We start from the raw sequence: 26,156 nt of genomic DNA, 5'->3' as shown, positions 1-26,156 counted from the left end.
TGAGAAGTCGGTGGGGACGGGCGCGTCCGGCGTCATGCGTGAAAGCCATTCGGTGGCCTCGAGTGACGGGACGCCGATCGCGTTTCAGACGTGCGGGGACAAGGCGGCGCGGCCGCTGTTGTTGCTACACGGATGGGCGCAGTCGTCGCGCGCGTGGGGCGACGAATTGCTCGGGCGGCTTGCCGGGACGTTCCGGGGGATCGCGATGGATCTGCGCGGTCACGGGAACTCCGGGGCGCCGGCTTGCGGCTACGACGATTCGCGGCAGTGGGCGGACGACGTGGCCGCGGTGCTCGACGCCGAGGGCGTGGGCGACGGGGCCGGCGCGATCGTGCTCGGCTGGTCGTATGGCGGGATCGTGGTCGGCGACTTCGTGGCGGCCGAGGGGACGTCGCGGATCGGCGGGATCGTGTTGTGCGGGGCGACGACGTCGATCTCGCGGGCGCCCGGCGGGGCGGTCGGTGACGCGATGCTGGCCGCGGGCAAGGGCTCGGTCGATCCGAACCCGAAGCGCGCAATCGCCGCGCTCGGCAGCTTCGGCGCCGACATGTTCGCGCAGCAGGTGGGCGAGGGACAGCAGCGGCTGTTCGGGCTCTCGCTCGCGACGGCGCCGCACGTGCGCGGCGCGCTGCTCTCGCGGCGAGTGAACAACGACGAGGCGCTCGCCGCAGCGGGAGTGCCGGCGCTGGTGATTCACGGCGAGCGCGACGGGATCGTGTTGCCGAGCGCTGGAAAGGCGAACGCGGAAACGCTGGGCGTCGAGTGCACCTTGTACCCCGACGTTGCGCACGCGCCGTTCCTCGAGGCGCAGGACCGGTTCGTCGCGGACCTCGAGGCGTTCGCCGCGGGGCTGTAAGGGCGGGTAGCCCGGTTAGGCGTTCTTGATCTTGTCGGCCTGGCGGCCGGCGATGTCGCCGAGCGCGGCGATCGTGGCGTCGTCGGGTTGCGGCGTCATCTGTAGCGCGCTCACGCGGAACGTGATCCCGCGCGTGGTGACCTGGTAGAAGGTCTGCGTCTGCGATTGCTCCTGTCCGAGCGCGTCGACCCGCGAGGTTGCCGTGGAGTTGAAGCCCTGCACGTTCGCGCGGTCGATGCGCGGCGTCGCGGCGGGGGAATTCTTCGCCTCCATCGTCAAACCATTGCCGGTGAGGGTGAAGGCGGGGCAGCGCAGGAAGCGATCGGAGAATGCCCCGCGGTCGACGCCCGTGCCCATGACCATGATGGAGTACACCGACTGCGTCTCCGGGTCCTGGATCTGTGCGGCCGCGGCCCCCTCGGGGATCTCCGGCGAGCCGACCGCGACATCGGTGCACTCGGGCGGGTCGACGTCGAGGTTCTTCATCGCCTCGGTGAGCTGCTGCGCCGCCGCGACACCGTCCGACGGGTTAACGCCCTGATAGGTCCAGCCCGGGAAGTCGGCTTCGGTGAGGATGAGCGCGGCGTTGTCGAGGCCGGCCGCGTCCTCCGGCGAACCGGCGGCGTCCGGATTGTTGCCCTCGCGCTGCGCCTTCTCGTCGCCGACCTCGCCTACGTCGACCTGGTGGGAGGAGTTGGCGATGTCCTTGTTGTCGTCGCCGCGCGCCCCGGCGCCCTCCTCGCCTTCGCTGGCGCCTGCCGCGCCGTTGCCGTCACCGGAACCCTCGGCCACCGCGGACGATCCGTCGCCCGCGCCCTGCTCATCTTCGTCCGCACCACACGCGGCGAGCGCCAGCGTGAGAGCGGCGGCTGCCGGCAGCGCGACAAGCGCGCGTGCGCGCCTCGTGCGGCTCCGGCTTGTGAGCATGGTCGAACGCATTCATTCCTCCTCGGCGCTTCCGCCGGCGCCGCGCCGCGCGGAGATAGCCCCTCGCTCGGCACAGACTTCTTCCGCCGTCGGATCCTTCGAACCACTAGCGTAAGACAATGGTCCGGGAAACTTCGCCCTGGTCCGGCAACACTTGCCCATTTCTTAACGCGCGTAAAGTTGCCGCGATTCGGACAACGCACCGTGCAACTTCGCGGGGCATCGCGAATGGCGCAGGTCTCGGCGCTCGGGCGAGCGTGGATTGCCGGCCGGAAAAGCCGCCGCACGGCGGTGTGGGCGGGAAATATTCTCAGCTTGATGGGGTGCGCGGGGCCGCCGGGGTGGACGGGGTCTCCGACGTCATACCGCGGGGTCCGTTCCCGGAACGCGGAGGAAGGCTCGCGGAATGCGGTGCGGGGCGTAGAGTTTGGGTGTCATGCAGGTAGTCACCGATATTCGTAGCGCCACGGGCGGACCGGACGAGCCGGGCGGGCAGGGCGGTTCGGCCTCGGCCGCCTCGGCATCCGCCGCGCGCCCATCCGGCCCGTTGCCGCGGCGCGTCGCCGTGATCAGCTTCCACACCTCGCCGCTGTCGCAGCCGGGCGTGGGGGATGCCGGCGGGCTCAACGTCTACGTCCTCAATACCGCGCGCTCACTCGCCGCTACGGGTGTAGAGGTCGAGGTGTTCACGCGAGCGACGTCGGCCACGCAGGAACCGGTCGTGCAGATCGGCGACGGGGTGCGGCTGCACCACATCACCGCCGGGCCGCTCGAGGCGCTCGGGCGCGAGGAGCTGCCGGTGCAGATGGCGCCGTTCATCTCCGAGGTGCTGCGGCAGGTCGCCGCCGATGGGACGCGGTTCGACGTGGTGCACTCGCACTACTGGCTCTCGGGCCAGGCCGCGACCGTGCTCGCGCAGGTGTGGGACATTCCGCTCATTCACACCGCGCATACGCTGGCCGCCGTCAAGAACACGTTCCTCGCCGCGGGGGACGAGCCGGAGCCGGATTACCGCCGCCTCGGCGAGCAGTACGTGGTGGACAACACCGACCGCACGGTCGTTAATACCGAGCGCGAGCGCGACGACCTCGTCCACTTCTACGATGCCTCGCCGAGCCGCGTCGACGTGATCGTGCCCGGCGCCGACCTCGCCTGCTATTCGCCGGGCGACCCGCGCGGCACCGAGCACGCGCGCCGTCGCCTCGGTCTGCCGCACGGCGCGAAGGTCGTCGCTTTCGTCGGGCGCATCCAACCGCTCAAGGCGCCGGACGTGCTGCTGCGCGCGTTCGCCGCGCTGGTCAAAGATTCGCTGGATGACGCCGGAGATGCCGAGCCCGACCAGGACGGCGGGGGCCAGCTCGTGCGTAGCCACATCACGCCGTACCGGCTGGTGATAGTCGGCGGATATTCGGGCAACGGGATCGGCGCGATGGATCTACATTCGCTCGCCCGCGAACTCGGCGTCGCGCACCTCGTGACATTCCTGCCGCCGCGCCCGCCACAGGACCTCGTCGAGGTGTACCGCGCTGCCGATGTCGTCGCGGTGCCGTCGTACTCGGAGTCGTTCGGGCTCGTCGCGCTCGAGGCGCAGGCGTGCGGGACGCCGGTGGTCGCGGCGAACGTGGGCGGGCTGTCGATCGCGGTCGCCGACGGCGAGACCGGCGTGCTCATCGATGGGCATGACGTCGCGGTGTGGGGGTGCGAGCTGCGGGCGCTGCTCGACGCGGACGCCCGGCGGATCGCGATGTCGCTGCGCGCCCCCGAACGCGCCCGCGGATTCTGCTGGACCTCGACGGCCGAGAACCTCGTCGCGACGTATGCGAAGGCGATGGCCGAACACTCCGAGCGCCGGGACGCGGGCGAGGAGGCCCGCGGCTCGGCTGCCGCTGTTGGCGACAACGAATCCGGTGCTGCCGCGCCGGCGAAGGAGGAATGACGATGACCGACTCTGCTGGACCCGACTCTGCCGGCCCCGAAGCGGCCGGACCCGACAACGGCAAGGGCGCTCCGAACGCCGAGGTGCTGCGCACGATCGAGGCGTTCCTCGTCGACCGCGAGATCGAATCGCATCTGCTCGACGGGCGGACGTTCGTCGTCAACCTGCCTGGCGAGAAGCGACTGAAGACCGCGGTCCACCTGCATGTTCGCCAGGACACCGTGCGCATCGAGTCGTTTATCTGCCGCAAGCCGGACGAGGATTTCCTCAAGATCTACGACTACCTCTTGCGCCGGAACCAGCACCTTTACTCGGTGTCGTACACGATCGACAACACCGGGGACATCTACCTCGTCGGGTGGATTCCGGCGGCCGCAGTCAGCGACGACGAACTCGACCGGGTGCTCGGCTCGATCCTCGAGACCGCGGACTTCGACTTCAACAAGTTGCTCGAGATCGGATTCCACACCTCGATCCGCCGCGAATGGTCGTGGCGGGTGAAAAACGGCGAGCCGCTGGTGAACCTCTACGCCTTCCGGCACCTGACCTCCGATCTCGAGCAGCCCGGCGTCGATGGGATGCCCGAGGAGAACTCGAGCGGCAAGCTGCTGCCGGGGGAGACTCCGGCCGACCGCGCGAAGGCGGATGCGGCGAAGGCGGCCGAGGCGGAGGCCGGCGAGGGCTCCGGCGGCGATGGCGGCTCGGCGGCTCCGACGTCATAGGCGGGTTGTTCCGGGGTTTGCCCGGCGCCGCGCGTGCGATGGGTAATAATGGGCGCATGGCTTTTGGAAAACTGGTGCTGTTGCGGCACGGACAGAGTGAATGGAATGCGTCGAACCAGTTCACCGGCTGGGTGGATGTTGACCTGACCCCGCAGGGCCGCGAGGAGGCCGTGCGCGGCGGGCAGCTGCTCGCCGAGGCCGGCGTGCTGCCGGACGTGCTGTACACGTCGCTGCTGCGTCGCGCGATCACGACCGCGAACCTTGCGCTCGACTCGGCCGACCGGCACTGGATCCCGGTCGTGCGCGATTGGCGCCTCAACGAGCGCCACTACGGCAAGCTGCAGGGGCTCAACAAGGCGGAGATCAAGGAGGAGTTCGGCGACGAGCAGTTCATGCTGTGGCGCCGCTCCTACGACACCCCGCCGCCGGAGATCGCTGCGGACGACCAGTACTCGCAGGTCGGCGAGGCGCGCTACGCGGATCTGGATGAGGTGCCGCTCACCGAGTGCCTGCTCGATGTGGTCAAGCGCTTCGTCCCGTACTACGAGGCGGAGATCCTGCCCTTGCTGACGGCGGGCAAGACCGTGCTCGTCGCGGCTCATGGCAATTCGCTGCGTGCTTTGGTGAAGCACCTCGACGGGATTTCCGACGAGGCGATCTCGGAATTGAACATTCCCACCGGGATTCCGCTGGTCTACGAGTTTTCCGAGTCCGGCGAGGTGACGAACCCCGGCGGGACGTATCTGGACCCGGAGGCTGCGGCCGCCGGTGCCGCTGCGGTGGCGAACCAGGGCGGCAAGTAGTTTCTGCGGCCGGGTTTGTTCTCGGCCGAAATCGTCTGGACGCCACTTTGTATCGATAAACGCCCGAATTGAGTTCCCTCCACGGCGTTTATCGATACAAAGTGGCGTCCAGTCGTCTGTGCGGCCCCGGCCGGCCCGGCCTGCCCGGCGAGCCTCAGTCCGCGATCGAGGCGAGGAGAACCTCCGCATCCTGCCCGGCCCAGGTGCCGAGAAGTAGGCCGGGCGTGCTGGCCGCCGAATCGGTCGAGGACCCGGAATCCGCGGCCGGGAAATCGGTGTCGAGGACCGAATTGAATTCCAGCGTCGCCTCGCCGAGGTGCAGCGTCGCCGAGGTTTCGGCGGGCATCGGCGCGGGCAGGCTCTCGGGGATCGTCACCGCGGAGGAGGTGCCGGTCCCGCGGACCTCGGCGCGGCCGGAGGTGAATTCCTCGCCCGTGTCGGCGTCGATGTAGCGCGCGCCGCCGGAGCCGGACGAAATCGCCTCCACCAGCGCGGACACGAACACGCGGTCGGTGAGGCCGTCGTAGATCCAGCGCGTCCCGAGTTCGGAATGTTCCAAGGTGAGCAGCTCGGCGCCGGCCCCACCGTCGAGCCCGGTGCCCTCCATCCCCGGTTGCGGAGCACCTCGGTAGGTGAGGGGGATCTGGAGGGTGCGGCCTCCGGCGTCATGGGCGATGTGTACTTCCGTGCCGACCTCGCCCGCGGGGTCGTCGAAACGGTAGGAGGCGACGAGCGTGATGTTCTCGGCGGTTGCGCCGGAGTCGGGCCAGCGCCGCTGGATGTAGCGCGCGACCGCTTCGGGCTTGGACGGGGTCAAAGACGCATTGCGGAAGATGTCAGCCATGACCCCAGCGTAGGCGCGAGCGCGCGTCGGCGAAAGGAAGAATGAACGGCCGGTTAACGTGCGGTGGATCGGGAAAAGTCCCCCGGTTAACGGGAGCGGCTCGCGTTTGTTCTGCGATTGCCTGGTTGTAGATTGGGACACCGTGGACGTATACGTTGCGATAGGCCTCATCGCCGCCGGCGCGGTCGCCTGCTTCTTCGTCGGCTCCGAAATCGGCGTGAGGCGCGGGCAGGGGATGTCCGGGACGCGCGGCGGCAAGGCGTCCACGCGGACGGACGGCGTGCTGAGTAAGGGCGATGTGCTCTACAAAGCCATGCAGCAGTCGCCGCTCGCGCTCGCCGTGGTCGACCGGTTCGAGGATCTCATCATCGCCAACGACCGTGCCGAGGAGCTTGGCATCGTCTCCGGACATCGCGTCACCGAAGAGGTGTGGGGGACGGTTCTCGAAACGTTCCGCAACGGCGCCGAGGCGCACTTTCACCTGTCCGGGCATGCGCGGGCGGGGCACCGGGTCCCGTCGGTGTCGGGGCACACGGTGTTCCTGCGCGAGGAGGGCGACAAGTTTGTCGTCGTGTACGCGAACGACGATTCGGAGCAGCGCCGCATGGAGTCCGCGCGCCGCGACTTCGTGGCCAACGTCTCCCACGAGCTCAAGACGCCCGTCGGCGCGATGAGCGTGCTCGCCGAGGCCCTCCTCGAATCGAGCGACGACCCCGAGTCGGTGCAGTATTTCGGTTCGCGCGTGCGCGACGAATCGCAGCGGCTCGGCTCGATGGTCACCGAGCTCATCGAGCTGTCCCGCCTGCAGGGCGCGGAGAAGCTGCGCGATCTCTCGCCGGTCTCGGTCGACGAGGTCGTCGACGAAGCCATGCGGCGCTCGGTCTCCATGGCAGAGGCCGCGGACATTTCTCTGACGTCGGACGACCGCTCCGGCCTGGAGATCATGGGCGACCGGACCTTGTTGGTGACGGCGGTGTCGAACCTCATCTCCAATGCGATCAATTACTCGCCGGCCGGCACCCCGGTGGTCGTCAGCCGCGCCAGCGACGAGCACACCGTCCGCATCCGCGTCACCGATCACGGAATCGGCATCGCCCCGGAGAATCAGGGGCGGGTGTTCGAGCGGTTCTTCCGCGTCGACAAGGCGCGCTCGCGCGCGACCGGCGGGACGGGCCTCGGGCTCGCGATCGTCAAGCACGTCGTGCAGAACCACAACGGCGTCGTCCACCTGTGGAGCAGGCCCGAAATGGGCTCGACCTTCACCATCGAACTTCCGCGGGTTGCCGCGGCGGAAGCTCTGACCCCGGATCGCACCGGCGATTCCGCAGGCACTAACAACGCCGGGGTCGGCCCAGGAAAGGAAAAAGCTAAGTGACACGAGTACTCATCGTCGAAGACGAAGAATCACTCGCCGACCCTTTGGCGTTCTTGCTGCGCAAGGAGGGCTTCGAGGCCACCGTCGCAGCCGACGGGCCGAGCGCGTTGCGCGATTTCGAGGCGCAGGGCGCGGACATCGTCCTGCTGGACCTCATGCTTCCGGGGATGAGCGGGACGGACGTGTGCAAGCGGCTGCGCGCGGTGTCGTCGGTTCCCGTCATCATGGTCACCGCCCGCGATAGCGAGATCGACAAGGTCGTCGGCCTCGAGCTGGGCGCGGACGACTACGTCACCAAGCCGTACTCGGCGCGCGAACTCATCGCCCGGATCCGCGCCGTCCTGCGCCGCGGCAACGGCGAGGAGGCCGAGGAGGCCATCGACGATTCGTCGGTGCTCCAGTCGGGCCCTGTGCGCATGGATATCGAGCGCCACACCGTCGAGGTGCACGGCGACACGATCACGCTGCCGCTCAAGGAGTTCGACCTGCTCGAGTACCTGCTGCGCAATTCCGGCCGCGTGCTCACCCGCGGGCAGCTCATCGACCGCGTGTGGGGTTCGGACTACGTCGGCGACACGAAGACACTCGACGTGCACGTCAAGCGCCTGCGCTCGAAGCTCGAGCCCGACCCGGGCAGCCCGCAGCACATCATCACCGTGCGCGGGCTCGGATACAAGTTTGACGGCGCCGCTACGGGCTAGCCCGGCGGGCCGCTGTAGCTGCCGCTATTTCTTGCGCGCGGCCAGCTCCTCGGCGCGGGTCGTCGCCGGGTGCACGGCGATGAGCCCGAGCTGCTGCCTCCGCTGGCACGCCTCGGCGAGCACCTCGTAGGCCTCTACGCCGATGAGCTCGGTCAGCTCGTCGGCAAGCGACTCGAACACTGGTTCCGCGCCTACGTGCGCCTCGGGCGAGCCCGTGCAGTACCAGTCGAGGTCGAGTCCGCCGGGCCCCCAGCCGCGGCGGTCGTACTCGGCGATCCGCGTGTGCAGGACCTCCACGTCGTCCGCGCGCGTCTCCCATTCCTGTGTCCGCCGGATCGGCAGCTGCCAGCACACCTCCGGCTTGGATTCGGGGAGTGTGCGTTCCAGGCGAAGGGCCATGTGGTGCAGCGCGCACCCGGAGCCCGCCGGCCATCCGACGTCATTGAAAAACACGCAACGGCCGTTGAAGCGCCGCGTCCGCAACGCGGGTTCGTCGTCGAGTTCGTCTTCCTCGAGCCACGGCTCGATGCCCTTGTCCAATGACGCCGCACTACGCGATTTCGCGTCGGCGAGCGCATCGCTCTCGTGCTGCCACTCGTCCGGGGCAAGCAGCGCGACGTTCGCGGCAAGGCGTTCGCGATCTTCGTTGTCAGTAAGAAAAGCGCCGTGCGTGCAGCAGCCCGAGTCCGGCTGATCCGCCGTGATCCCGTGGCACGAGGGCGTGCCGAACACGCAGCTCCACGACGACAGTAGCCACGTCATGTCCGCAGAGATGACGTGGTCTTCCTCGGTGGGATGGTCGAACGTGAACCATTCTCGAGGGAAGTCCAGCGCGACCTCCGGCTCGGGTTCGCGCGCCGTGCCGGAGCGGGAATAAAGGGTGTCCGACGGGCGCCTCGATGCGCCTTTGGTTCTACTGCTCACGCCTTGCAACGGTAGCCCGTTATACGGTGTAGGGGTGAGATTGGGTGTCCTAGACGTCGGTAGCAATACGGTGCACATGGTCGTGGTCGACGCGCATGCGGGCGGCCACCCCACACCGATGAGCGATTCCAAGACCGCTGTGCGGCTTATCCAGTATCTGGACAAGCACGATCGCATCAGCAAGGAGGGAATCAAGAAGCTCAGTGATGCGGTGCAGGAGGCCTCCGAGATCGCGAAGGCGACCCGCTGCGAGGAGGTCATGGCTTTCGCCACCTCCGCGGTTCGTGATGCCAAGAATTCCGACGACGTGCTCGATGCGGTCGAGGACTCCACCGGCGTGCGGCTTGAGGTGCTCTCCGGTGTCGACGAGGCGCGGATGACGTTCCTCGCCGCGCGCCGCTGGTACGGCTGGTCGGCGGGCTCGATCGTCAACCTCGATATCGGTGGCGGCTCTTTGGAGTTGACGTCGGGGCCGGACGAGAACCCGGACAAGGCGTTCTCGCTCGCGCTCGGCGCCGGGCGCCTGACCCACGACTGGTTCAACTCCGATCCGCCGGAGCGCAAACGGATCAATGCGCTGCGCGATTTCATCGACGCCGAGCTCGAGGCGCCGGCAAAAGAGATCCGCAGTCTCGGCGAGCCGGATCTCGCTTCCGCGACGTCGAAAACCTTCCGTATGCTCGCCCGATTGACCGGTGCGGCGCCCGCTTCGGCGGGCCCAAGGGCCGAAAGGGTGCTCACCGCGGCAGGTTTACGTCAGGTAATTGCGTTTATATCCCGGATGACGGCGTCGGATCGTGCTGAACTGGAGGGGATTAGTTCCGACCGGTCGTATCAAGTCGTAGCGGGGGCACTAGTCGCGGAAGCCTCCATGAGGGCTTTAGGGTTAGAGTCGGTAAAGATTTGTCCGTGGGCCCTTCGCGAGGGTCTGATCCTGCAACGACTGGATCATCACGCCGGTCGTGATGGAAAGGGGAGCTGACGTGGCAGCTAGCGAACAGTCGCGGCGCGGAGGCGGCTCGGGAGAGTCGATCACCGTAGCCGAGCTGCTTAAGCGCATGAGCCAAGGCGAGGACTCGGAGGCTTCCGGGGACTCTGCCGGTGACGCTTCCCAGCGCCGCCATCACCGCCGCGCCGATAGCGGCGGGGTGAGTGTGTCCGATCTGACGGGCGACATCCCGCGCGTCGGGCCGGACGGCCAGCCGCTCTCGGGTCGTGCGGCGCGCCGCCGTGCCCGCGAGGAGGCCGAAGAGCGCGAGGCCGCGAAGCAGGGCCAGCCGAGCCAGCAGAGCGCCCCACAGGGCCAGCAGGGTGCTCCGCAGGGCCAGCAGCCGCAGCAGGCTGCCGCGCAGGGCCAGCAGCAGGCCACTCCGCCCGCAGCGCCGCCCGCCTCGAAGCCCGCCGATAAGAAGGCGCAACCGGCCGCAGGCCCGCGCATCGCCCGCCGGACGACGACGTCCGAGCGCGCCAAGACTTCCGACAAGACCCCGATGCCGCCGAAGCCGGCGCAGCGTCCCGCTGCCGGCTCGCAGGTGCCCGACACGGGCGACCTGTTCGGCCGCCCGTCGGGCAACGGATCGACCACGGGGCCGATTCCCGTTCCGGACACCTCGGTCAAGGGCCGCGGCGGATCCGGCTCGGGTGCGGGCAAGGCCGCTGCGGGTACCGCTGCAGCGGCCGGTGCCGCAGGCGCGGGTGCGGCGGCTGCGTCCACGCGCGGCGGCGACAAGGCCGGCGCTGCGAAGCAGGCCGCAGGGGCCCAGCAAACACCGGCACAGCAGGCACCGGCGCAGCAGCAGGCCGCTCCCCAGGGCCGGCAGGGCGCGGGAGCGGCAGCCGCTGGCAGCAGCAGTGCCGCCGGTGCTCCGACCCGCGCGCAGCAAGTCGTCCGCGAGTCCGTCGCGAACCAGCGTCGCTACGAACGCGAAGCGGGTGCCGCCGGCGCCAAGGGCGCGACGAGCGGCAAGGGTGCTGCAGGAGCAGCAGCGGGAGTGGGCGCCGCCGGCGCGGCAACCGCAACAGGCGCGGCAGCATCCACAGGCGCTCCCGCGGGCGCGCCCCCGGTGAAGCCGGCGGCATCGCCCACCACGGAAAAGCCCTCGCTGTTCAAGCGCGGCAACAAGGCCAAGAAGGACGGCGGCAAGCCGGCCGACGAGTCCCACGGCTCGTTCGGCGGCGGTAAGACCGCGGCCGCAGCGGGCGCTGGCGTTGCCGGCGCTGCCGGGCTCGGCGCCTACGCGGCGAACAAGGCCGGCCGCGACGACGATTCGTCGGTCCACGCGAGCGGCGGCGGCTCCTCGGAAGCGAACACCGGCGTCATCCAGAAGGTGCGCGGGGACGCGGGCGAGGGCCATTCCGGCACCGACACCGCCACCCAGCCTGCAGTGTCCTCGACGGGCGTAGAGCATGGCGGCCAGGAGGCCGGCTACCCGCAGGGCCAGGGCGCCGCGCACGGCGGATACGGCGACTACGGTCACGACGACTACCGCGGCCACGACGAAGAAGTCTTCGACCCCTACGGCCAGGAGCATTGGGATGATGAGCCGCAGCGAAGCGGGTTCGCCCAGTGGGCCATCCTCGCGTTGCAGGTCGTCGGCGCGGCGATCGCCGGCGCTGCACTGTTCGTCGCGTTCGAGCTGCTGTGGCGCGACCTCAAGTGGGTGGCGCTCGCGCTCGCGATCGTGGTCATCATCGGCCTCGTCGCCATCGTGCGCGTGCTGCGCCGCGGCAACGACTGGATGTCGATCGCCCTCGCGGTGGTGGTCGGCATAGGGGTGACATTCGGGCCGCTACTGCTGCGGCTGTTCACCTGACGCACACGGCTCACGGGCTCGGCGCGGACCTTCGAAGGTCCGCGCCGATTCTGTATTTGGGCCTAATGCCTGCCTCGCCTACCGGCCACGCGCGGCGTCCCGAACGGGCGCGTGGCACGCTATGGGTATGACACGAATTGCAATCATCGGTGGCGGAAAAATCGGCGAGGCGCTCATTGCCGGACTGCGCGACGGCGGCTGGCCGCCGCAGGATCTCGTGGTCGTCGAGAGCGCCGCGGAGCGCGCTGCCGAACTGAAGGACCGTTATTCGATCATGACGTCGGACCTCGCGATTGCCGCAGAGGGGGCGCAGGTCATCGTCGTCGCGGTAAAACCGAACGACGTGCCGGGGGTGATCGACAAGGTCGACGAGGCCATCTCCGACAGCGTGCACGAGGCCGTGGTCGTCTCTCTGGCCGCCGGCGTGCCGACCGAGGCCATCGAGTCGCGTCTGTCCGCAGGTTCGCCCGTGGTCCGCGTGATGCCGAATACGGCGATGCTTGTGGGCGAGGGGACGTCCGCGATCTGCAAGGGCCGCTTCGCACGCGGCGAGCACATCGATATCGTCCGCAAGATGATGGGCTCGGTGGGCGCCACCGTCGAGGTCACCGAGTCTCAGATGGACGCGGTGACGGCGCTGTCGGGCTCCGGCCCGGCCTACTTCTTTCTCCTCGCCGAGGCGATGATCGAGGCAGGGGTGGAGCAGGGGATCCCGCGCAAGACGGCGGAGACGCTCGTGCTGGGCACCGCGAAGGGTGCCGGCGCGATGCTCGCGGCAGGCGGCGACGGGCCGACGGCGCTGCGGGCCGCCGTGACGTCGCCCGGCGGGACGACGGCCGCCGCGCTGCGCGCGTTCGAGACCGGCGGTCTGCGCGCCACCGTGTACGGCGCTGTGTCCGCGTGTAAGGAGCGCTCGGCGGCGCTCGCGGACGAGGTGCGCGAGCAGATGATCGACGAGCTCTCCGCCGATCAGCCATAGGCCCCGCGCGGACCAGGACGTAACACTGTTGCGGCCATGGGCCCCAAGTGTTCATATGTTGGGAAAGTTGCGGAAATCCTTTGAGATTCCTTACCGGCGGTGAAGTGCAGGTCAGCTAAGTACGCGGCGGATCTCGCGAGAAATCAGGCGGTATTTTTTCCCACACACGTCGCACTATTCACACCTTTCACGCTAGGCTCTTTCTAGAGCACGCGCGTGTCAGTACCGCAGGAGGGGAAGCCTGCGGCACGATGCGTGCCGTAAAGGAACGATGTAGATGACTCCAGCTGAATCGGGCGCTAACGGCGCCGGCGCCTCCAACGCTTCGCAGTTCTTGACCGTTGCCGAAGTGGCGTCACTTATGCGTGTTTCCAAGATGACCGTGTACCGGCTCGTTCACTCCGGTGAGCTGCCCGCGGTGCGCGTCGGACGTTCGTTCCGCGTGCACTCGAAGGCCGTGCACGAGTACCTCGACACCTCGGTTTACGACGCAGGTTAGACCGCATTTTGCGGGCCATGGGCACAACCGCCACGCGGCCTCGATTTCTAATCGACGCAGCGAGGTAGGTACGCTTACTCCGTTGGTGTGCCCGCCGCGCAATGGCCACCTGAAGAATTTTCACGAGGAGGAGGAACGCATGGGTTCCGTTATCAAGAAGCGCCGCAAGCGTATGTCCAAGAAGAAGCACCGCAAGATGCTTCGTCGCACCCGCGTGCAGCGTCGCAAACTTGGCAAGTAAGGGCCGCGGCCGCGCTTGGCGGCCACCGGCTCTGCGCCTTTAGATTAGTTGCCCGCACCTTCGATTCGCGCCCCTCGGGGATGATCGAGAGTGCGGGCTTCGGTGTATGTACGGCCCGTAAACCGTCGGCGGGTAACGTAGTTCGTAGAAGGCGCCCAATGGGGGCGCGCTTTTTACTAGACTCTGCGGGGTGAGCGTGGCAACTTCGACCCAGCCCTCCGGTGACGAGCATGTTGTAAAAGCAGTTGCCGTCATCGGTGGCAGCCGCTACCTCGGCGCACACCTGGTCGGAGCGTTGCTTCGCGAACCGACTATCGAACGCGTCATCGCGATCGACTCGAGCAAGCCGTCCGCGCAATTCCGGCGCCGCATGGGCAACGCAGAGTTCGTGCGCCTGGACCCGCAGTCTCCGCGCATGCAGGCGGTGCTTCGCGAGAAGGACGTCGACACCATCGTCCACGCGGGCCTGCACCACAACGATTTCGCTCCCGGTGGCCGCGCGGCCGTCAAGGAGAGCAACATCATGGGCTCGATGCACATGATGGCGGCCGCCGGCCGCGCTGCGAGCGTCAAGCGTTTCGTGCTGTTGTCGTCGACCTCGGTGTACGGGTCGAGCATGCTCGACCCGGCGATGTTCTCCGAGGACATGGCAGCAAAGCGCAGCCCCGGCGGCGGTATCCCGCGCGATTACCTCTCGGTGGAGGGCTACGCCCGCGGCATGAACCGCAAGCGCCCCGACATCGAGGTGTCGATCCTTCGGGTCCCCGCGATCCTCGGCCTGCCCGAGCCGACCGTGTTCGGCGAGTTGCTGCAGCCGTCGATCACCCCGGTCCTCGGCGGTTTCGACCCGCGCATTCAGCTACTTCATCCACAGGATGCGCTGGAGGCGCTCGTGCTCGCGACTATGCGCGGCCCGGGCGGCACCTTCAATATCGCCGGCGATGGGATGATCACGCTCTCGCAGGCGGTTCGCCGCGCCGGCCATATCGCGATCCCCGTATTGCCTCCGTTTTTTCGCGTGGCTGCCGGAATCTTCACTGGCGAAGGGCTCAAGAAGATCGGCTCCTCGCAGATCGAATACCTCAAGTACGGCCGCGGCGTCGACAACCGTCGCATGCGCGAGGTGTTCGGTTTCTCGCCGCGCTATTCCACGAGCCAGGCGCTCGCCGCGTACATCAAGGATTCCGGCATAGAGCCGGTCTTGTCGGCGGACACGGCTCGGGCAGCGGTGCGGGCGATGCTCGCAGCGGTGCCGCGCTCGATGCACCCGGCGATCCTCGCGAGCGTCGAATCGGTGCTCGCCGAGATCGACCGGCCGGCCACGGGCGCCAAGACCCGCAACCAGTCGACGCTCCGCGCGATGACGGTCACGGAGATCGAGGAAGCCGGGCACGGGCACGACACCCCGGCCACCCGCAACACACAGGCCGGCCAGCGTGCCAAGCCGGTGGCTTCGGGCTCGCCGAAGCCGGCGGCCCCCGGCGATGCGGCCCGGGCCGCGGTCGCGAGCAAGTCCCCGGAGGACGACGCGGCGAAGCCCGCGAAGAAGGCACCGGCCAAGAAGCCCCCCGCGAAGAAAGCCCCACCGAAGAAGGCGAGTCCACCCGCTCGCACGTCGGGGGCCAAGCCCGCCGCAGCACAATCCGCAGCCTCGCGCACGTCCGCAGCTGCCGCCGAAGCCAAGGAGGCGTGAGATGGCAGGACCGGAATTCAACCTCGGGACACGGAATGACGCCGAGGAAAAGCATTGGCGGATGGTCGGGGAATCCTTCACGGGGATGACGAGCCGATCCGACGCCGCCGCGGGAGCCATCGGGCAGAGCCTCGAGCAGATCGTCGCCACCGCCCAGGCAGTCGGCATGCACCTCGCAGAGGTCCTCAAGCTCGATCCGAGCGCCGCGTCCGAACTCATGGAGCCGATCCTCCGCGCTGTCGACAAGGTCGACGTGGCCCTGGCCACCGGCGAGGCGATGGCCGTGAATACACTGGCCGAAGCCATTTCGAATGTGGGAGAGCTGCTCGCAGTTCGGCTCAGCGGCAACTACGATATCGACGAATTCGGCTTCGACGCGCACTTTCAAGAGAAGGTGTGGCTGCCTATCTGGCGCCCGTTCTTCGAGAACTGGTTCCGCGTCGAGGTCATCGGCGCCGAGAACATCCCGTCCGACGGTTCGGCGCTCATCGTCTCCAACCACGCCGGCGTCCTCCCGATGGACGGGATGATGACCATGGTCGCCGTCCACGATCATGCGGGTCGAAACCTGCGAATGCTCGCCGCGGACCTCGCGATGGGCGTACCGGTGGTCGCGCCGATTGCGCGCCGCGTGGGCGCCACGCTCGCCAATGCCGCAGACGCAGAAGCACTTCTGACGTCGAACGAAATCGTCGCCGTGTGGCCGGAAGGCTTCAAGGGCCTCGGCAAGCCTTTCGGCGACCGATACCGCCTCCAGCGCTTCGGACGTGGCGGGTTCGTGTCCACGGCGGTTGCGGCGGGCGCTCCGATTATCCCGCTGTCCGTCGTCGGTTCCGAGGAGATCTACCCGAAGATCGGCGAGGTCCCGGCGCTTGCTCGGCTTCTTGGCCTGCCGTACATGCCCATCACGCCGACGTTCCCGCTCACGGGGCTGCTCGGGGCGATGCCGCTGCCCACGAAGTGGATCATGGAATTCGGCAAGCCGATCGAAACGTCGGGTTTCGGCCCTGACGCCGCGGACGATCCGATGGTCGTCTTCGAGATCACCGACCAGGTGCGCGAGACCATCCAGAACACGCTATACCGCAACCTCGCCCGCCGCGGAAGCGTCTTCTTCGGCTAGAGCGAGAGGCGGGACTGAGCGTCCCTAGGGGCGGCGCTTCCACACGGCGACGGCTCCGCCCGCGGCGGCCGCGACGGCCGTGCCCTGGAGGCCGATCTTCGCTGCACGACGCATGGTGCGGTAGTCCTTGATCTGCCAGCCGTTCTCTCTCGCGGCATCGCGCAGCGCTGTGTCCGGGTTGACGGCCACCGGGTGCGCGACGAGCGAGAGCATTGGCAAGTCGTTGGACGAATCCGAGTAGGCGTAACACTTCGACAGGTCCAGGCCCTTGGTGCGAGCAAGCTCCTTGACCGCGTGGGCTTTGCCTGAGCCGTGGAGGATGTCGCCCACCATCCGGCCGGTGTAGACCCCGTTCTCGCGTTCGGCGACAGTCCCGAGCGCGCCGGTGAGGCCGAGGCGCTCGGCGATGACGTTGGCAAGCTCGACCGGAGTCGCGGTGACGAGCCAGACCTGTTGCCCGGCGTCAATATGCATTTGTGCCAGCGACTTGGTGCCGGGCCAGAAGCGGTCGGCGATGGACTCGTCGAAGATCGCCATGGATAGCTCCTCGACCTCGCGTACCTCGCGGCCCTTGACGAAGCTCAGCGCCTTCTCGCGGCCCGAGGCGACATCCGACATGGATTCGCGGCCCGAGACGCGGAACTTGGCCTGCTGCCAGATCATCGTCGCGACGTCGCGGGTGGTGAAGAACTTGTGGCGGGCGAGACCGCGGGCGAGCAGCAGAATCGACGCGCCCTGAATGAGGGTGTTGTCGACATCGAAGAATGCGGCGGCCGTGGGATCGGGTGTGAGTTCCTCCCCGGCCTCGAGCTTCTCCTCGATCGGCGTCGGCTCGCCCTCGATCGTGACCTCGTGCTCGTAAACCTCGCCGTCCGGGCCGATCGAGGGCTCCAAATCGGCCTGCGCGCCGACGAACCCGGAATGCTCGACATCTCGCGAGGAAGGAGCCTTGGACTTCTTGCCTGGGCGGCGCTTGGTCCCAGCCTGTGCCTCGTCCACACCCCCGAATGCCTCGATGTCCTCAGAAGAGCGAAGGGCCTCGGCCGCACTCGCCTTGCCGGCTACCGCTTGGTGGCGCTCCGACCGCGTTGGGAAAGCGGCGGACAACGCGCGCTGCACGACCCGCGCCTTCGACGGCAAGAATCGCCCCCACCTGCGGGGCAATGACTCGTCGGACACAGGAGGCCTCCTTCAAATCGGTGCGAGCCCCGCTATGGCGCCGACACCGGAATGCTTGTTGCGACCTCATCTTATGCGACGGCCCGACCATCATGGGGCACGATGGACAGTATGAATCTGGTCGAAGGATCCGAACCGTATGCGAACGCGCGGCACGAGGTCACGCTCCTCACGCGAGTCGGCTGCGGCTCGTGCGTGCGCGTGCGCGAGCAGATTACCCCACTGCTCATGGAGCTGTCGGTGCCGTTGCAGGTCGTCGACGTGGACACCGATTCCGAACTCAAGGCAGAGTTCGGCGACCGGCTGCCGGTGCTGCTCCTCGATGGCGAGGAATATGCGGCCTGGGAGGTCGACAACGACGAGCTACGCGAGGACCTGCAGGCCTAAGGATTTCCGGGCGTCCGGCGTCATACTTCCTGGCGGTACTTGTCCTTGAGCAAGCGCTTGTAGAGCTTGCCGGTGGCGTGGCGCGGGAGCTCGGTGGCGAACTCGATGGACACCGGGCACTTGTACTTGGCCAGGCGCTCGTGGAGGTAGGCGAGCAGCTCGTCGGAGAGCCCGGGGCCGGCGGCGGCGTCGCCTGCGGGGACGACGACGGCGTGGACGGCCTCGCCGAGATCGTCATCGGGGATGCCGAACACGGCCGCGTCCGCGACCTTCGGGTGCGCGATGAGCGCGTCTTCGGCCTCGCGCGGATAGACGTTGACGCCACCGCGGATGATCATGTCCGCGCGGCGATCGGAGATATAGAGGTAGCCGTCTTCGTCGACGTAGCCGATGTCGCCGACGGTGCTCCAGCCTGCGTCGTTATGCGCCTCGGCGGTCTTCTCGGGGGCGTTGCGGTACTCGAACTGAGCTGGGCTCTCCGACCAGATCTGGCCAGACTCGCCGACGGGCAGCTCCTCGCCGAGCGGGTCGAGGATGTGCGGCGTGCCGACGAGCGGCTTTCCCACCGAGCCGGGATGAGCCAGCCACTCGTTCGAATCGAGCGCCGTGAACAGGTAGGCCTCGGTGGCCGAGTAATACTCGAAGATGACGGGGCCGAGCCAGTCGATCATCGCGCGTTTGATCTCCACCGGGCACGGCGCCGCAGCGTGGATGACGCAGGTCAACGAGGACACATCGTAGGCGGTGCGGATGCTGTCGGGGAGCTTGAGCATGCGCGCGAACATCGCGGGCACCATCTGCGTGTGCGTGACGCGGTACTTTTCGATGAGTTCGAGCGCTGCTTCCGGCTCGAACTTCTCCATGACGATGCACGTGCCGCCGACGCGGTGCACGGCCATGTTGATGCGCAGCGGGGCCGCGTGGAAGAGAGGGGCCGGCGAGAGGTACACGGTGGCGGCCGTGATGTTCCACAGCGCGTAGAAGATCGCGTAGAACCCCGGCGGGACGCCGAGCGGATTGAGCGGCAGCGGGGTCATCACGCCCTTGGGCTTGCCCGTGGTCCCCGAGGAGTAGAGAAAGTCGATTCCCTCGCGCTCGTCGGGCTCTACATCTGTCCCGATGGCGTCCGCCTCCGCCGTCATATCGGCAAAACCGTGGGCCGCGGTTCCGGCGATGAAGCGGTTGTCGAGCGCGGGCGCCTCGGGGAGTTCGAGAGCGGCGGCTGCAGTCTCGGCTAGTGCGTCGGTGGTGAACAGCGCGCGGGTGTCGGAATCGCCGAGAATGTAGGCAACCTCGTGCGCCGTGAGGCGCGAGGACAGCGCGACATAGCGCAGCCCCGTGCGCTGCGCGGCCCACGCGACCTTGAGCAGCGCCGGGTGGTTTTCCATGTAGAGGGCGATGGTGTCGCCATGGCGGAGCCCGCGCGACCACAGCAGCCGGGAGATCGCTTTCGAATCTCGGGTGAGCTCGCCGTAGCTGATCTGGGTCCCGCTACCTGCCATGATGTACGCTGGCCGGTCCGGATCGGTGGCGGCGATGACGTCGGGGAACATGTCGTCCACTGGGGGAACTCCGATGCTGTTCGGCGGGAGAGCGCTGGTGCATCAAACAATATATGTGATACGAATCACAGTCAATGGTTTCCGATGGAAGCTCGCTCCGAATGCAGAAGTCAGGTTATGGTCAACGTATGACACTCCCCACAGCGCTCCAGAATCTCCGCATCCCGGCCGTCGCGTCGCCGATGTTTATCGTGTCGAATCCGGAGCTGGTCATCGCCCAGTGCACGTCCGGAATCGTCGGCTCGTTCCCCTCGCTCAACGCGCGGCCGCAGGAGAAGTTGGGGGAGTGGCTCACGGAGATCAGCTCGGCTCTACAGAAGTATGACGCCGAACATCCCGATCGCCCGTCTGCGCCGTTCGCGGTGAATCTCATCGTGCACAAGTCCAACGAGCGGCTCGAGTCGGACCTTGCCGACGTCATCGCGCACGAGGTGCCCATCGTCATCACCTCGCTCGGTGCTCGCGAGGACGTCAACGAGGCGATCCATGCCTACGGCGGCATCGTGCTGCACGACGTGATCAACAACCGTTTCGCGCGCAAGGCCATCGAGAAGGGCGCGGACGGACTCATCGCGGTGGCGGCCGGCGCGGGCGGCCACGCGGGGACCCAGTCGCCGTTCGCGCTCGTGCGTGAGATCCGCGAGTGGTTCGACGGTCCGCTGGTGCTCTCGGGCGCGATCGCGCATGGATCCTCGCTCCTCGCCGCCGTCGCGTCCGGCGCGGACCTCGGTTATGTCGGTTCGGCCTTTATCGCCACGAACGAAGCCAACGCGGTCGACGAGTACAAGAACATGATCGTCGACTCTGCGGCCGCAGACATCGTCTACTCCGACCTGTTCACCGGCGTGCACGGCAACTACCTGCGCGGATCGATCGAGAGCTCCGGCCTCGACCCGGACAACCTGGAAAGCTCCGACCCCTCGGCGATGAACTTCGGCGGAGGAGCAGACTCCGTCGGCGGCGCGAAGGCGTGGAAGGACGTGTGGGGTTCGGGTCAGGGCGTCGGCGCGGTGAAAGCCGTCGGTCCGGCCGCCGAGCTCGTTGATCGCCTCGATCGCGAGTACACCGAGGCGCGCGAGCGGCTGGCTGCGCTTTAGCGACGACGGATCCCGCGGGCGTCGCCTTTTCGGAGAACACGTTCGCGTACCGTCGACAAGATGAGCGACGAACCAAGCGTGCCGCAGTCCGAGGAGGCACGACGCGCCCGCGAAGAGCGCGAGGCCCTCATTGCGAAGGAAGCCGCCGCCGATAAGGCTGCCGCGTCCGGGGGTGCGTCGCGAAAACCGCCGGTCCCGGTCTGGTACTTCCCGTTTCTTGCGATCGTTGTGCTCGTATTGTTCGGGCGCAACGCATTCGGCGAACGCACCGGGCTCGACTCGCTGCTCGCCCTCGTTTTTGCCCTGGTCCTCGCGCTATTCGTGGGCGTATTGGTTTACCGTATGACGTCGAAGTCGCCGAGCCATACCGGCGGCCGAAGCGCGTGGCGTCCTTCTCTCGGCGCGGCCGTGCTTGCCGCGGCGTTCCCCGTCGCGGCGACCCTGCTCGATGGGCCGCTCGGCACCTGGATGTGGATGGTCTGCGGAATCGGACTCGCCGTGTTCCTCTGTTATCTCGGATTCGTCTTCCACCGGAGTTATGGCGGACGGCGCTAGGCCATTCGTCCGCCTGCGAACCGTGCGAAACCTACGCCGACATCCCGAGGATCACGTTGATGATCGCCAGCACACCCGCGACGTAAATCAACGGCGCGCGCACAACGGCAACGGCGGTCGCCCCGGCGCCGGCCGAAGGTGGCCCCGCCGCCACAAGCTGCCCCGCGCGCCGCTGCCCTGCGGTCGCGATCTCGATCAGCGCCACGAGCACCAAGGCGATCACGATCTTCATCCCGAAGATCATGTGGTTCACCTCGAAGCCGAGATCCGAGGACCGCGCGATGAGCACGCCGTACAGCAGAAGTCCGACGACCAGCTGCAGGCGCCCGCCCCACAGCATCACCGGATTCGATAGCCCCTTGGCGGTCAGCGACACGAAGTAGCCGCCGAGAAGCGCGGCGAGAAAAATGAGGTGGAAGAACAGCAAGACGTCTTGGAGGAGGCTCATGACCATGAATTCTAAGGCGAATCCGCACGCAACTTAGATGTATCTCAGCACCGTCGCCCTATGGCTACCCCCAGATCGCCACATCGAAGCGCGCTTCATCAAACCAGGTGGCGCGCATTTTTGAGGTAAACCTAACTCGCGAGTAGGTACGGGGCTGCAAAATGTGAAGCAGAATCCGGCACGTATAGCAAGCGCGCTTCGTGAGTTTTGTTTCGGGGTACTGCGGGGGTTAACGTGGACTGCGAGCAAGACGATAAGGGCACGCTTCGCCCCGCCTGGAAATCGCGAGATGACCAGGCGTGTACAGCGAAGTATTTATGCCTTTGTTTTGGCGCGTCCGGCGCGACCTACTGGGCGCACTCCAAAATCGTTTGCACGGAATAAAGGAGACGGTCGCACGTGAAGCCCAGGCAGCACTCGCCCGGCGGCACCCTAGGGGGTCCCGCCACGAGGCGCGTCCCCTCCGTCGCCTTCTTAACCGCGTTTGGTACGAATACCGTTACCTCCCGCGTGGACATTTCTAGTGTCGCATGCCTCATTTCCCGCCCCGCGCCCAGGGGGGTGGCAGCGTGAGCGTGCTCGTCGTAGGCATGTCGTACAGCTCCGCCTCGGTGTCGTTGCTCGAGCGCGTCGCCGTGGTCGAGTCCGAGCGCGATGCCTTCACCGCGCGGCTCCTCGAGTCGTCGTCGATCCGCGAGGCGATGCTCGTCTCCACGTGCAACCGTGTCGAGGTCTACGCCGAGGTCGATGCCTTCCACCCGGCCCTCGAACTCATCACCGCGACGCTCGCGGCGAACGCCGAGCTCACTGTCGAGGAGATCGCCGAGTCGGTCTACGTCCGCTACTCGCAGGCCGCCGCCGAGCACATCTTCAGCGTCTCCTCGGGCCTCGATTCGCTCGTCGTCGGCGAGCAGCAGATCATCGGCCAGATCCGCAGCGCCTACCACGACGCAGCCGCCTCGGGCGCCGCGGGAACGACGCTCCACCGGCTCGCCCAGCGCGCGCTGCACGTCGGCAAGCGCGTGCACACCGAGACCAACATCGACTCCGCCGGCGCGTCGATGGTCACCGTCGCCCTCGGGAAGGCTGCAGGCATCGTCGGCCAGGTCGGTTCGGTGGATGACGCCGGAGAGCGCCGCCCGCTCGAGGGTCTGAACGCCGCCGTCATCGGCGCCGGTGCGATGGGCGGGCTTGCCGTGGCCCATCTGGGGCGCGGCGGGGTGTCCCATATCCATGTGCTCAACCGGACCGAAGAGCGCGCGGCGCGGCTAGCCGAGATCGCGCGGGACTCCGGAACCGAGGCGACCGCGCTGCCCATGGAGCAGCTGGACGAGGCGATCGCGGCCGCCGATGTCGTGTTCGTGTGCACGGGTGCGGCGAACACCGTCGTCACCCTCGCCGATGTGCATTCGGGCCTGGCGAAGCGCGAGGCCCGCGGCGAGGAGCCGCGTCCGCTGGTGCTCTGCGACCTCGGCCTCCCGCGCGATGTCGACCCGGCCGTCGCCGGTCTTCCCGACGTCGCGATCGTCGACATCTCACAGCTCGCCGAGGACCCGGGCGCCCGCGCGGCGACCCGCGACAAGGCGATCGCGCGGGAAATCGTCGCGACCGAGCTCGCGGACTACGTCTCCGGAGAGCGCGTGGCCGAGGTCGGTCCGTTGATCTCCCAGCTGCGCGGCCGCGGGGCCCAGGTGGTCACCGCCGAGCTGCGCCGCTTCGATTCGCGAAATTCCGATCTCGACGCCGCCACGCGCGACGAGGTCGAGCGCACCGTGCGCCGCGTGGTCGACAAGTTGCTGCACCCGCCGACGGTCAAGTTCAAGGAACTGGCCGCGCAGCCGGGCGGCGACACCTACGCGGACATCATGCGTGAACTGTTCGACCTCGGTAGCGAGGTCAAGAAAGGCAGCGTCCATGAGTGATGCCCCCAACGGTGGTGCGCCCGGGCAGGCCGGCGCCACCGCCGATCGAGTGCTGCGCATCGGAACCCGAGGCAGCGAGCTGGCGACGACCCAGGCGGGTCACGTGCGCGATGCGCTCATCGCCGCCGGATACCCGGCGGAACTCACCATCATCCGCACCGAGGGCGACGTGAACATGGCTCCGGTCGAGCGGATCGGCGTCGGCGTGTTCACGCACGCGCTGCGCGATGCGCTCGCGAACGACCGCTGCGACGTGGCGGTGCACTCCTATAAGGACTTGCCGACGGCGCCGGACGAGCGTTTCGCGCCGATCGCGACCCCGGAACGCGAGTACCCATTCGACGTGCTCGTCTCCGCCGGGGACACCCCGTTCGCCGAGCTCGGCGAGGGCGCCCGCGTGGGCACCTCCGCCCCGCGCCGCCGGGCACAGCTCGCGGCCCTGCGCCCCGACATCGACCTCGTCCCGCTGCGCGGGAACATCGAGACCCGCATGGGCTTCGTCACCAGCGGCGAGCTCGACGCGGTCGTCCTCGCCGGCGCGGGCCTTTCGCGTACGGGCCGCCTGGCCAAGGCCTCGCAGAAGTTCACGCCCGAGCAGATGCTGCCGGCGCCCGCACAGGGGGCCCTTGCCGTCGAGGCGCGCGCGGACGATGCCTACGCCGCGGCCGCCGTCGCCGCGCTCGACCACGCGGTATCGACCCTCGCGGTCACCGCGGAACGCCGGGTGCTTGCGGTTCTCGAGGCGGGCTGCACGGCGCCGGTCGGCGCGATCGCGCAGCTGGATGGAGGCGAGCTCCACCTCGAAGCCGTGGTCGCGTCAGTCGCGGGCACGAAGGTCTTGCGGGAAAGCGCGTCCGCCGTCGTAGGTGATGATGCTGCGGCGGACAGCGCGCTCGGGGCCGCCAGGGAACTGGGGGAGAAGGTCGCGAACGCGCTGCTTGCGGGTGGGGCGGCCGAGGTCGTCGCGGTCGCGAACGGCACCGAGGACGAGCGCGCGCCGCTGGCGCCGCCAATACCGCCCGAGCGCAACGAAGAGCCGGGCTAGGCGCGAGAACCGCCCAGTCCAGGCAACAGCCGCACACGTTTGACATGCAACTTGCGCCACATCCAGTGGCGAATAAAGAAGCGTTGGAGAGAAAGAAAACCATGACTCGAAGCAGCACCACCCGCCCCGGCACCGTTCGATTCGTCGGCGGGGGGCCGGGCAACGCCGGCATGCTCACCTGTCGCGCGCGCGACGTGCTCGCCGGCACGGCGGTCGTGTACGTCGACGCCGATGTGCCCGAGGACGTGCTGCGGCTCGTCGCGAACGAGGTGCCGGTCCCGCAGGAGCTGCTCGACGAGCGCCAGGCCGCGATGGACGAAGCCGTGGCCTCGGAGGACAAGGCCGAGATCAAGCGCCTGAAGAACGCGCCCGCGCCGACCGCCGCCGATGTTCGCACCGCGATCGGCGAGCCCAAGTCGATCGCGAAGACGCTCGTCGCGGAGGCAAAAAAGGGTCATGACGTCGTACGACTCGTTTCCGGTGACCCCATGACCTGCGACATCGCCTCCGCGGAGATCACTGCCGTGGGCCGCACGGTCGTCCCGTTCGAGGTGATTCCGGGACTCGCGCCGGCGACGTCCGTGCCCGCGTTCGCCGGAATCGTCCTCGGTTCGGGCCACCTCGCCGTGGATGCGCGCCGCGACGTCGACTGGTCCGTGGTTGCGCAGGGGCCGCTGCCGATCGTCATCACGACCTCGGCCTCGCACCTCGCCGAGACGCAGAAGGCGCTGTGCGAGCAGGGGCTCGCGCCGTCGACCGCCGTGACCGTGACCGCCGCCGGCTCGATGGTCTCGCAGAAGTCCGCGGACGGGGTGCTCACGGAGCTGGCAAGTTTGGGGAAGACCTTCGACGGCGAGTTGGTGGTGACCTTGGGTAAGCAGGCCGCGTCCCGGCACAAGCAGCAGTGGTGGGAGTCCCGTGCGCTGTTCGGCTGGAACGTTCTCGTGCCGCGCACGAAGGAGCAGTCCGCGGACATGAGCTCCCGGATCCGCGACTTCGGCGCCGTGCCGATCGAGGTGCCGACCATCTCGGTCGAGCCGCCGCGTTCGCCCGCGCAGATGGAGCGCGCCGTGAAGGGCCTGGTCGACGGCCGCTATGAGTGGATCGTGTTCACCTCCGCGAACGCCGTGAAGGCTGTGTGGGAGAAGTTCTGCGAGTTCGGCCTGGATTCGCGCGCGTTCTCCGGGGTGCGCGTGGCCGCGGTGGGCGAGAAGACCGCCGAGCGGGTCCGCGAGCTCGGGATCACGCCCGAGCTGCTGCCGCGCGGTGAGCAGTCCTCGCAGGGCCTGCTCGAAGTGTTCCCGCCGTACGAGCCGGACGTCGACCCCGCCTCGCGCGTGCTGCTTCCGCGTGCGGACATCGCCACAGAAACCCTGGCGGCCGGCCTCGCCGAGCTCGGTTGGGAGACCGAGGATGTGACGGCGTACCGTACCGTCCGCGCGGCGCCGCCGGCTGCGGAGATCCGCGACATGATCAAGTCCGGCGGCTTCGACGCGGTGTGCTTCACCTCGTCGTCGACCGTGCG

General features: G+C 68.0%; 25 protein-coding genes. 19 read left to right on the top strand and 6 right to left on the bottom strand.

The features are described from left to right. The first annotated feature begins 34 nt into the window (after positions 1-34). Positions 35-856 (top strand): alpha/beta fold hydrolase, encoded by an 822-nt coding sequence (locus tag K8V11_RS03630; RefSeq protein WP_303910968.1) that lies wholly within the window; start codon positions 35-37, stop codon positions 854-856. A 15-nt stretch (positions 857-871) separates the two neighbouring features. On the opposite strand, the gene K8V11_RS03625 is transcribed toward K8V11_RS03630, so the two are convergent. Then, positions 872-1,795, bottom strand: coding sequence for a hypothetical protein (locus K8V11_RS03625; protein ID WP_303910965.1), 924 nt, complete (start codon positions 1,793-1,795; stop codon positions 872-874). A 424-nt stretch (positions 1,796-2,219) separates the two neighbouring features. On the opposite strand from K8V11_RS03625, the gene mshA reads away from it, so the two are divergent. Genes mshA through K8V11_RS03610 form a run of 3 tightly spaced genes read left to right on the top strand, consistent with a single transcriptional unit; the run spans position 2,220 to position 5,244 of the window. Further along, entirely contained in the window at positions 2,220-3,719 is a 1,500-nt protein-coding gene (mshA, locus tag K8V11_RS03620) for a D-inositol-3-phosphate glycosyltransferase (protein WP_303910964.1), read from the top strand. Positions 3,720-3,721: 2 nt separating this feature from the next. After that, positions 3,722-4,441, top strand: a complete 720-nt coding sequence (locus K8V11_RS03615) for a YbjN domain-containing protein (protein ID WP_303910963.1) — start codon at positions 3,722-3,724, stop codon at positions 4,439-4,441. Positions 4,442-4,497: 56 nt separating this feature from the next. Beyond that, positions 4,498-5,244: a phosphoglyceromutase gene (locus K8V11_RS03610; protein ID WP_303910962.1), complete on the top strand. Its 747-nt coding sequence runs from the start codon at positions 4,498-4,500 to the stop codon at positions 5,242-5,244. Positions 5,245-5,398: 154 nt separating this feature from the next. On the opposite strand, the gene K8V11_RS03605 is transcribed toward K8V11_RS03610, so the two are convergent. Next, complete coding sequence (locus tag K8V11_RS03605) at positions 5,399-6,088, bottom strand: hypothetical protein (RefSeq protein WP_303910961.1); 690 nt, start codon at positions 6,086-6,088, stop codon at positions 5,399-5,401. 142 nt (positions 6,089-6,230) lie between these two features. On the opposite strand from K8V11_RS03605, the gene K8V11_RS03600 reads away from it, so the two are divergent. Next, entirely contained in the window at positions 6,231-7,463 is a 1,233-nt protein-coding gene (locus K8V11_RS03600) for a cell wall metabolism sensor histidine kinase WalK (RefSeq protein WP_303910960.1), read from the top strand. Then, positions 7,460-8,164 (top strand): response regulator transcription factor, encoded by a 705-nt coding sequence (locus K8V11_RS03595; protein WP_303910959.1) that lies wholly within the window; start codon positions 7,460-7,462, stop codon positions 8,162-8,164. The genes K8V11_RS03600 and K8V11_RS03595 overlap by 4 nt, the downstream gene beginning before the upstream one ends. A gap of 24 nt (positions 8,165-8,188) precedes the next feature. On the opposite strand, the gene K8V11_RS03590 is transcribed toward K8V11_RS03595, so the two are convergent. After that, positions 8,189-8,995 carry a hypothetical protein gene (locus K8V11_RS03590; protein ID WP_303910967.1) on the bottom strand — a complete coding sequence of 269 codons (807 nt, stop codon included), beginning with the start codon at positions 8,993-8,995 and terminating at the stop codon, positions 8,189-8,191. A 127-nt stretch (positions 8,996-9,122) separates the two neighbouring features. Between K8V11_RS03590 and K8V11_RS03585 the strand changes: the two genes are divergently transcribed. The 7 genes from K8V11_RS03585 to K8V11_RS03555 all read left to right on the top strand — a co-directional run bounded on the left by K8V11_RS03585 (position 9,123) and on the right by K8V11_RS03555 (position 16,436). Further along, positions 9,123-10,070: a Ppx/GppA phosphatase family protein gene (locus K8V11_RS03585; RefSeq protein ID WP_303910958.1), complete on the top strand. Its 948-nt coding sequence runs from the start codon at positions 9,123-9,125 to the stop codon at positions 10,068-10,070. A gap of 1 nt (position 10,071) precedes the next feature. Further along, the gene (locus tag K8V11_RS03580; protein WP_303910957.1) at positions 10,072-11,901 is read left to right on the top strand and encodes a hypothetical protein; all 1,830 of its coding nucleotides are present in this window, start codon (positions 10,072-10,074) and stop codon (positions 11,899-11,901) included. Positions 11,902-12,028: 127 nt separating this feature from the next. Continuing rightward, positions 12,029-12,880, top strand: coding sequence for a pyrroline-5-carboxylate reductase (proC, locus tag K8V11_RS03575; protein ID WP_303910956.1), 852 nt, complete (start codon positions 12,029-12,031; stop codon positions 12,878-12,880). Positions 12,881-13,157: 277 nt separating this feature from the next. Next, on the top strand, positions 13,158-13,379 hold the full coding sequence (locus K8V11_RS03570) for a helix-turn-helix domain-containing protein (RefSeq protein WP_067476977.1): 222 nt from the start codon (positions 13,158-13,160) through the stop codon (positions 13,377-13,379). A 139-nt stretch (positions 13,380-13,518) separates the two neighbouring features. Then, entirely contained in the window at positions 13,519-13,620 is a 102-nt protein-coding gene (locus tag K8V11_RS03565; RefSeq protein WP_003855542.1) for a 30S ribosomal protein bS22, read from the top strand. 190 nt (positions 13,621-13,810) lie between these two features. Next, complete coding sequence (locus K8V11_RS03560) at positions 13,811-15,313, top strand: NAD-dependent epimerase/dehydratase family protein (protein WP_303910843.1); 1,503 nt, start codon at positions 13,811-13,813, stop codon at positions 15,311-15,313. 1 nt (position 15,314) lies between these two features. Next, positions 15,315-16,436: a lysophospholipid acyltransferase family protein gene (locus K8V11_RS03555; RefSeq protein WP_303910841.1), complete on the top strand. Its 1,122-nt coding sequence runs from the start codon at positions 15,315-15,317 to the stop codon at positions 16,434-16,436. Between the two features lie 24 nt (positions 16,437-16,460). Here K8V11_RS03555 and K8V11_RS03550 read toward each other — a convergent pair whose 3' ends face one another. Beyond that, a complete protein-coding gene (locus K8V11_RS03550) occupies positions 16,461-17,615 on the bottom strand; it encodes an HAD family phosphatase (protein WP_303910840.1) in 1,155 nt (384 codons plus the stop codon). Between the two features lie 111 nt (positions 17,616-17,726). Here K8V11_RS03550 and K8V11_RS03545 point away from each other — a divergent pair, with 111 nt between their 5' ends. After that, positions 17,727-18,002 (top strand): glutaredoxin family protein, encoded by a 276-nt coding sequence (locus K8V11_RS03545; protein ID WP_303910838.1) that lies wholly within the window; start codon positions 17,727-17,729, stop codon positions 18,000-18,002. A 20-nt stretch (positions 18,003-18,022) separates the two neighbouring features. Here the strand turns inward: K8V11_RS03545 and K8V11_RS03540 are convergent, their stop codons facing one another. Beyond that, positions 18,023-19,555, bottom strand: a complete 1,533-nt coding sequence (locus tag K8V11_RS03540; RefSeq protein ID WP_303910966.1) for an AMP-binding protein — start codon at positions 19,553-19,555, stop codon at positions 18,023-18,025. Positions 19,556-19,692: 137 nt separating this feature from the next. Here K8V11_RS03540 and K8V11_RS03535 point away from each other — a divergent pair, with 137 nt between their 5' ends. Together K8V11_RS03535 and K8V11_RS03530 are read left to right on the top strand one after the other, a co-directional pair. Next, a complete protein-coding gene (locus tag K8V11_RS03535; protein ID WP_303910836.1) occupies positions 19,693-20,661 on the top strand; it encodes a nitronate monooxygenase family protein in 969 nt (322 codons plus the stop codon). Between the two features lie 60 nt (positions 20,662-20,721). Further along, positions 20,722-21,216, top strand: a complete 495-nt coding sequence (locus tag K8V11_RS03530; RefSeq protein ID WP_303910835.1) for a hypothetical protein — start codon at positions 20,722-20,724, stop codon at positions 21,214-21,216. 31 nt (positions 21,217-21,247) lie between these two features. On the opposite strand, the gene K8V11_RS03525 is transcribed toward K8V11_RS03530, so the two are convergent. Continuing rightward, complete coding sequence (locus K8V11_RS03525) at positions 21,248-21,664, bottom strand: hypothetical protein (protein WP_303910834.1); 417 nt, start codon at positions 21,662-21,664, stop codon at positions 21,248-21,250. Positions 21,665-22,233: 569 nt separating this feature from the next. Between K8V11_RS03525 and K8V11_RS03520 the strand changes: the two genes are divergently transcribed. The 3 genes from K8V11_RS03520 to K8V11_RS03510 all read left to right on the top strand — a co-directional run. After that, positions 22,234-23,586: a glutamyl-tRNA reductase gene (locus K8V11_RS03520; protein ID WP_303910833.1), complete on the top strand. Its 1,353-nt coding sequence runs from the start codon at positions 22,234-22,236 to the stop codon at positions 23,584-23,586. Next, the gene (gene hemC / locus K8V11_RS03515; protein WP_303910832.1) at positions 23,579-24,631 is read left to right on the top strand and encodes a hydroxymethylbilane synthase; all 1,053 of its coding nucleotides are present in this window, start codon (positions 23,579-23,581) and stop codon (positions 24,629-24,631) included. The genes K8V11_RS03520 and hemC overlap by 8 nt, the downstream gene beginning before the upstream one ends. A 101-nt stretch (positions 24,632-24,732) precedes the next feature. Next, a partial coding sequence (locus K8V11_RS03510) for a uroporphyrinogen-III synthase (RefSeq protein WP_303910831.1) occupies positions 24,733-26,156 on the top strand: 1,424 nt, incomplete at its 3' end.

Source organism: Dietzia timorensis, from assembly GCF_020742175.1.
GTDB lineage: Bacteria > Actinomycetota > Actinomycetes > Mycobacteriales > Mycobacteriaceae > Dietzia > Dietzia timorensis_A.
This window is presented reverse-complemented; position numbering and strand designations above follow the sequence as displayed.